Here is a 6,657-nt window from a genome sequence, read left to right as displayed (position 1 = left end):
CCAGTGGTCGACCGATCAGGGCCTGGGCGGCATCTTGTTCGAGAAAGTCGGCAAAGTCGGCCGGCAGCTTGAGTTCCTGCACCGTGGCTCGCTGCAGGGTTTCATGCGCCGCGTCGCGCGAGATTTGCAGCACGCCGCAGGGCGACCAGCGCACGCCGTCCAGATTGGCAAAGCGGCGCAGCGCATACAGATAACAGGCGCGGGACAGCCGCGCCGCCAGCGCATCGTCCTTTGCCATATGCGGCAGCAGTATGCCGGCCGGGTTGCCCGAGGCTTCCTGCGCAGGGGCCGCATGGCGTTCGAAGAGGTCGACATGCCAGCCGCGGCTGGCCAGCCGTTCGCGGATCGCGGTGCCGGCGAGTCCGGCGCCGATGACGATGGCGCGGCGCTCCTGGGGTGAGTGAGACACGCCAAGAGTCGGCGCTGGTGGTACGGCGATTTCAAGCCGACCGACCAGCATTTCGCGCTTTCCGCCAAAGCCGGGGCGGCGTTCCAACTGCCAGCCGGCCTGTTCCAGCGCACGGCGCACTTCGCCGGCGACACTCCAGGTGGCCAGCGTCGCCTGACCCGTGCAGAGGCGGGTGATCGTTTTGAGCAGGGCGGACGACCACAACTCCGGATTCTTTGCCGGGGCAAAACCGTCCAGAAAGATCGCATCGACGTTGGCTACGAGTTGCGGCAACAATGCCTGGGCGTCGCCAAACAGCAGCGTCAGGGTGAGCTTGCCGTCGTCGAAATGCAGCCGGTGAAAACCCGGCGTCAGCGGCGGCCACTGCCGCCGCAGTTGGCCGGCCAGGCCGGCCAGGTCGGGCTAGGGCGCCAGCAATCCGGCTAGATCATCGCGGCGGAAGGGATGCTTTTCGACCGAGACATAGTGCAGTCGGCCGCTCACCTGTGACTCGCGCCAGGCTTGCCATGTGGCGAGAAAATTCAAGCCGAGGCCGAATCCGGTTTCGCATATGACAAAGCGGTCGGCGCCATGCCAGCGTGCCGCCAGGTCATTGCCGGCAAGGAACACGTGGCGGGCCTGAGCAAGGCCGCCGTGGGCCGTGTGATAGACGTCATCGTAGATTCTTGAGAACGGCGTGCCGTCGCCGGCTTCCGCGCGCTCGGCGGGAACCAGCGGCGATGGCGTCACCCCGGCATTACTCCGGGCGCATCTGCGGGAACAGGATCACGTCGCGGATCGACGGCGAGTTGGTCAGCAGCATCACCAGACGATCGATGCCGATGCCGCAGCCACCGGTCGGCGGCAGGCCGTATTCCAGAGCGCGAATGTACGCGGCGTCGTAGTACATGGCTTCCTCGTCACCCGCTTCCTTGGCTTTGGCTTGCTGGAGAAAACGCGCCGCCTGATCTTCAGGATCATTGAGTTCGGAAAAGCCGTTGGCTATTTCGCGACCGACGATGAACAGTTCGAAACGCTCGGTGATTTCCGGGTTGCTGTCGCTGCTGCGTGCCAGCGGCGAGACTTCAGCCGGATAATCGATGATGTAGGTCGGATCCCACAACTCCGCCTCCGTGGTTTCCTCGAACAGCGCCAGTTGCAGGCTGCCCAGCCCGGCGCGCGCCATGTGCGGCGCCTTCATGTCCACCCTGAGATCCTTTAGCTTTTGCCGCAGCCAGTCGACATCGTTGAGTTGTTCGAAGGTGTAGCCGGGGTGGTAGTGATGAATGGCGCCGACGATGGTCAGCCGGGCGAAGGGCTTGGAAAGATCGAGCGCGCGTCCCTGATACTCGAACACCTCCGTGCCCAGCGCCTCGCGGGCCGAGTGGCGCAGCAGGCCTTCGGTGAAGTCCATCAGCCGCTGGTAATCGGTGTAGGCCTCGTAGAACTCCATCATGGTGAATTCCGGATTGTGGCGCGGACTGAGTCCCTCGTTGCGAAAGTTGCGGTTTACTTCGAACACCTTCTCGAAGCCGCCGACCACCAGGCGCTTCAGGTACAGCTCCGGCGCGATGCGCAGGAACAATTGCATGTCCAGTGCATTGTGGTGCGTGGTGAAAGGCTTGGCATTGGCACCGCCCGGAATGGGGTGCAGCATGGGCGTCTCCACCTCCAGGAAATTGTGCGCGACCATGAACTCGCGAATGCCGCTCACCGCCTTGCTGCGGGCCGTGAAGCGCTTGCGGGCCGTCTCATCGGTCATCAGGTCGACATAGCGTTGGCGGTACTTCACCTCCTGATCATTCATGCCGTGAAACTTGTCGGGCATGGGGCGCAGGCTTTTGGTCAGCAGGCGCACGCTGGTCGCGTGGATCGAGAGTTCGCCGGTCTTGGTCTTGAAGATCTTGCCTTCGGCCGCCACGATGTCGCCCAAGTCCCAATGCTTGAAGCTGGCGTACAGGTCTTCGCCGACATCCTCACCCTTGATGTAGATCTGGATGCGACCCGTGCTGTCCTGCAGGGTGGCAAAGCTGGCCTTGCCCATGACGCGCTTGAGCATCATGCGCCCGGCCACCTTGGCGATGGCGCCCTGCTCGAGCAGGCCCTCCGGGGTCTGGCCCGCGTGGGCCGCAAACAGGTCGACCGCACGGTCGGCGGGTTTGAAATCGTTGGGGAAGGCGACACCCTTGCCATCGGCCTGGCCCTGGCGGATGGCCTTGAGCTTTTCGCGCCGTTCGGCGATCAGCTGGTTTTCGTCCTGGGGGGCTGGAACTGGGGGGATGTTGTGGTCAGACATGTGGGGCGCAATAGGAAGGGCAGTGAACGGCCATTTTTGGCCGAAAGAAGAGATTTTAAGTTGACCGCGCCCTGTCGCTATGATCCGGTGAGATTTACTCCCGAAACCTATGCTGTACCAAATCATTTCCCTGTTGCTAGAGGTCGCCACCGGCGTGCTGGGCGGTGCCTGTCTGCTGCGGCTTTACATGCAGTACCAGCGCATTCCGATGTCGGCGCGCTCGGGCAATCCGCTGGGACGTTTTCTCTTTGCCTTGACCGACTGGCTGGTGCTGCCGTTGCGGCGCGTGGTGCCGGCGTTGGGACGCTGGGACCTGGCCAGCCTGGTGGCGGCCTATCTGCTGTTACTGGTTCAGTTTTTGCTGCTGTGGCTGCTGGCCGGAGCGGGGGGTGGCTTGTTTGCCGTTCCAATTCTGGCCGCTTTTGGCCTGGTGCGGCTGGCCATCTCCGGATTGACGGGGCTCGTGATTGTGTTCGCGGTCTTGTCCTGGGTGCAAACCCGTTCGGCGCTGTCCGATCTGATTGAGCGCTTGTGTGCGCCGCCCTTGACGCCAATCCGCCGCCTGCTGCCCCTGGTCGGCGGCATTGACCTGTCGCCGCTGGTGCTGCTGGTGCTGCTGCAGATCGCGTCAATTGCGCTCGGCCATCTGCAGGCGCTGGCTCTGCTGGCCACCTGACCGCCGGGCCGGTCGCGCCGGCCCGTTTTGCTCAGATGACCGCGTCGGCGGGCTGGCGCTGCAGCATGGCAAGCGTGCTGGCCACGGTTTTGCACAGTTCCCGGCGGTCGCAGATAAAGTCGATCGCACCCTTGGTCTGCAAAAACTCGGCGCGTTGAAAGCCTTCCGGCAGCGTGACCCGCACGGTCGACTCAATCACCCGGGGACCGGCAAACCCGATCAGCGCCTTGGGTTCGGCAATCACGACGTCGCCCAAAAACGCAAAGCCGGCGCTGACACCACCCATGGTCGGGTCCGTGAGCACGCTGATGTAGGGCAGGCCCTTTTTGGCCAGTCGGGTGAGCGAAGCATTGGTCTTGGCCATCTGCATCAGGCTCAGCAGGCCTTCCTGCATGCGCGCGCCGCCGGTGGAGGTAAAGCAGACAAAAGGCACTTTTTGCTCAATGGCGGTATGCACGCCGCGCACAAAGCGCTCGCCCACCACCGAGCCCATGCTGCCGCCCATGAACTCGAATTCAAAGCAGGCCGCCACCACGCCGATGCCGTGCACCGCGCCGCCCATCACCACCAGTGCGTCGGTCTCGCCGGTGTTTTCCAGTGCTTCTTTCAGGCGTTCCGTGTATTTGCGACTGTCCTTGAACTTGAGCGCATCCACCGGCAGCACTTCCTGCCCGACCTCGAACCGGCCCTCATTGTCCAGAAACACATTGAGCCGGGCTCGCGCACCGATGCGGTGGTGGTGGCTGCATGTCGGGCATACGTTCTGGTTTTGCTCCAGATCCGTTTTGTAGAGCACGGTTTCGCAACTGGGGCATTTGATCCACAGCCCTTCCGGCACGCCACGACGATCAGCGCGGTCCGTGTGTTGAATTTTGGGGGGGAGAAGTTTTTCGAGCCAACTCATGGAGGTACTCCGCAGTTCAGGGGGTCGATTATGAATCCAAAGCCGTCCGGATTTCGCGCAGGAAGCTCTGGGCGACCGGGGCGACCTGGTCTCGGGACTGTTCGTCAATCAGCTGGATGATTTTGCTGCCAATGACGACTGCATCGGCCACTTTGCCGATGGTGCGGGCGGTGGCGGCATCCCGGATGCCAAATCCGACGCCGACCGGCACATTCACATGCCGGCGGATGCGCGGCAGCATGGTCTCGACCGCCGCCGTGTCGAGTGTTCCAGCCCCCGTGACGCCTTTGAGCGAGACGTAATAGACATAACCGCTGGCCACGCGGGCCACCTGCTGCATCCGTTCGTCGGTGCTGGTGGGGGCCAGCAAAAAGATCAGGTCCAGCCCGTGGCTCTTGAGCTCGGCCGCGAAGCCCTCGCACTCTTCGGGCGGGTAGTCGACGATCAGGACGCCATCCACGCCGGCCTGTGCCGCATCAACGACAAAAGCGCTCTTGCCGTCTTGGCGGTCATGCTTCTGGTTGTAGCGTTCCACCGGGTTGGCGTAGCCCATCAGTACCACGGGGGTGGTCGCGTCGCGGGTGCGAAATGCACGCACCATGTCCAGCACCTGAACCATGCCGATGCCCAGCGCCAGCGCCTTGTCGCCGGCCTTTTGAATGACGGGGCCATCCGCGCTGGGGTCGGAAAAGGGCACGCCCAGCTCAATGACATCTGCGCCGCCGGCGACGAACGCGTGCATCAACTCGGGCGTGACGTCGGCAAAGGGAAAACCGGCCGTCACGTAAGGAATGAGCGCCTTTTTACCCTGTGTTTTCAGGTTGGCGAAAGTTGGGGCGATGCGACTCATTTGGCCATCCTCACGATTGGCTGTGCAGCGCCCAGGGTGGAGGTTTCTCCCCCTTTCACGGATTGGCCGGTGCAACTGGGGCGGCAAAAGAAGTCGGCGTGACTCAAGTCGGCCACGGTGCCAATGTCCTTGTCGCCCCGTCCCGACAGGTTGACCAGGATCGACTGATCGGGCCGCATGGTCTTGGCCAGCTTCATGGCATGGGCCACAGCATGGCTGGACTCCAGCGCGGGAATGATGCCCTCGGTCCGGCACAGATAGTGGAAGGCGGCGAGGGCCTCGGCGTCCGTGATGCCGACGTATTCGGCCCGGCCAATGTCTTTCAGAAACGCATGCTCGGGGCCGACGCCGGGGTAGTCCAGCCCGGCACTGATGCTGTGGGTTTCAGTGACCTGGCCATCGTCGTCCTGCAGCACATAGGTGCGGTTGCCGTGCAGCACGCCGGGGCTGCCCAATTGCAACGAGGCGGAGTGCTTGCCGCTGTCCAGGCCTTCACCGGCCGCTTCCACGCCGATCAGGCGGGTGCCCTCATGCTGGATATAGGGGTAAAAAATGCCCATGGCATTGCTGCCGCCGCCGACGCAGGCCACCACGGCATCCGGCTGATCGGTCTTGCAGCCGGCTTGCGCCAGCATCTCGGGCATTTGCACAAGACACTCGGTGCCTATCACGCTCTGGAAGTCGCGCACCATCATCGGGTAGGGGTGCGGGCCGGCCACCGTGCCGATGATGTAGAAGGTGTTGTCGACGTTGGCGACCCAGTCGCGCATCGCTTCGTTCAGCGCGTCCTTCAGGGTCTTGCTGCCCGACTCGACCGGCACCACGCTGGCGCCCAGCAGTTTCATGCGGTAGACGTTGGGGCTTTGGCGTTTGACGTCCTCGCTGCCCATGTAGACCACGCATTCGAGGCCGTAACGCGCGCAGATCGTGGCCGTCGCGACGCCGTGCTGCCCGGCGCCGGTTTCGGCAATCACGCGCGGCTTGCCCATGCGCCTGGCCAGCATGGCCTGGCCGATGGTGTTGTTGATCTTGTGCGCGCCGGTGTGGTTCAGGTCCTCGCGCTTGAGGTAAATCTGAGCGCCGCCCTGCTCGCGGCTCATGCGGTCGGCATGGTAGATGGGGGAGGGGCGGCCGACGAAATGCTTGAGCTCGTAATGGAATTCGGCGAGAAAGGCCGGATCGTGCTGGTACCTCGCGTAAGCGTCTTTCAGCTCGTTGATCGCATGGGTCAGCGTTTCGGAGACAAAACTGCCGCCGTAAATCCCGAAATGGCCCGTCGAGTCAGGTTGCTGGTAGGTGTACATGGTTCTTTGCAAGTAAGTCGTCGGCGGCACGAACGGCTGCGACGAACTGATGGATCTTTTCGGCGCTTTTGATTCCCTTGAGGGTGGTCCCTCCGCTGGAAATCTCGACGCCCGAACTGACATCGACGGCCAGCGTCTTACAACGCGGCCGCACTTGCAAAATGCCATCGGTCACATTTGCAGGTGTGAGTCCACCAGACAAAACGAGGTGAGCGTTGACGCTTGGAGGAAGAAGTGAC

The 6,657-nt window shown here is 63.0% G+C and carries 7 protein-coding genes and 1 pseudogene; 1 reads left to right on the top strand and 7 read right to left on the bottom strand.

Going from position 1 to position 6,657, the window contains the following annotated elements:
• The 3 genes from Q7T10_RS03055 to lysS form a co-directional block, all read right to left on the bottom strand.
• The coding region (locus Q7T10_RS03055) for an FAD-dependent oxidoreductase (RefSeq protein WP_304745781.1) at window positions 1-763 on the bottom strand (763 nt) is incomplete at its 3' end.
• A gap of 48 nt (window positions 764-811) precedes the next feature.
• Window positions 812-1,138: a tRNA (5-methylaminomethyl-2-thiouridine)(34)-methyltransferase MnmD gene (locus tag Q7T10_RS03050; RefSeq protein WP_304745779.1), complete on the bottom strand. Its 327-nt coding sequence runs from the start codon at window positions 1,136-1,138 to the stop codon at window positions 812-814.
• Between the two features lie 7 nt (window positions 1,139-1,145).
• Window positions 1,146-2,684 carry a lysine--tRNA ligase gene (gene lysS, locus Q7T10_RS03045; RefSeq protein WP_304745777.1) on the bottom strand — a complete coding sequence of 513 codons (1,539 nt, stop codon included), beginning with the start codon at window positions 2,682-2,684 and terminating at the stop codon, window positions 1,146-1,148.
• A gap of 109 nt (window positions 2,685-2,793) precedes the next feature.
• Here lysS and Q7T10_RS03040 point away from each other — a divergent pair, with 109 nt between their 5' ends.
• Window positions 2,794-3,360 (top strand): YggT family protein, encoded by a 567-nt coding sequence (locus tag Q7T10_RS03040; RefSeq protein ID WP_304745775.1) that lies wholly within the window; start codon window positions 2,794-2,796, stop codon window positions 3,358-3,360.
• A gap of 31 nt (window positions 3,361-3,391) precedes the next feature.
• On the opposite strand, the gene accD is transcribed toward Q7T10_RS03040, so the two are convergent.
• The 4 genes and pseudogenes from accD to Q7T10_RS03020 all read right to left on the bottom strand — a co-directional run.
• Window positions 3,392-4,264, bottom strand: coding sequence for an acetyl-CoA carboxylase, carboxyltransferase subunit beta (gene accD / locus Q7T10_RS03035; RefSeq protein ID WP_304745773.1), 873 nt, complete (start codon window positions 4,262-4,264; stop codon window positions 3,392-3,394).
• 28 nt (window positions 4,265-4,292) lie between these two features.
• The gene (gene trpA, locus Q7T10_RS03030) at window positions 4,293-5,114 is read right to left on the bottom strand and encodes a tryptophan synthase subunit alpha (RefSeq protein WP_304745771.1); all 822 of its coding nucleotides are present in this window, start codon (window positions 5,112-5,114) and stop codon (window positions 4,293-4,295) included.
• On the bottom strand, window positions 5,111-6,418 hold the full coding sequence (trpB, locus tag Q7T10_RS03025) for a tryptophan synthase subunit beta (RefSeq protein ID WP_304745769.1): 1,308 nt from the start codon (window positions 6,416-6,418) through the stop codon (window positions 5,111-5,113). Before trpB ends, trpA begins: the two co-directional genes overlap by 4 nt.
• Window positions 6,396-6,657: pseudogene (locus Q7T10_RS03020) on the bottom strand (N-(5'-phosphoribosyl)anthranilate isomerase); the annotation flags it as partial. The pseudogene Q7T10_RS03020 and the gene trpB, both read right to left, overlap by 23 nt.

It is taken from the genome of Rhodoferax sp. (assembly GCF_030646845.1).
In the GTDB taxonomy this organism is placed as follows: domain Bacteria; phylum Pseudomonadota; class Gammaproteobacteria; order Burkholderiales; family Burkholderiaceae_C; genus Rhodoferax.
This window is presented reverse-complemented; position numbering and strand designations above follow the sequence as displayed.

Coding starts and splice junctions, on each gene's coding strand:
- lysS (WP_304745777.1), bottom strand. CDS start 2,684: ATGTCTGACCACAACATCCCCCCAGTTCCAGCCCCCCAGGACGAAAAC.
- Q7T10_RS03040 (WP_304745775.1), top strand. CDS start 2,794: ATGCTGTACCAAATCATTTCCCTGTTGCTAGAGGTCGCCACCGGCGTG.
- accD (WP_304745773.1), bottom strand. CDS start 4,264: ATGAGTTGGCTCGAAAAACTTCTCCCCCCCAAAATTCAACACACGGAC.
- trpA (WP_304745771.1), bottom strand. CDS start 5,114: ATGAGTCGCATCGCCCCAACTTTCGCCAACCTGAAAACACAGGGTAAA.
- trpB (WP_304745769.1), bottom strand. CDS start 6,418: ATGTACACCTACCAGCAACCTGACTCGACGGGCCATTTCGGGATTTAC.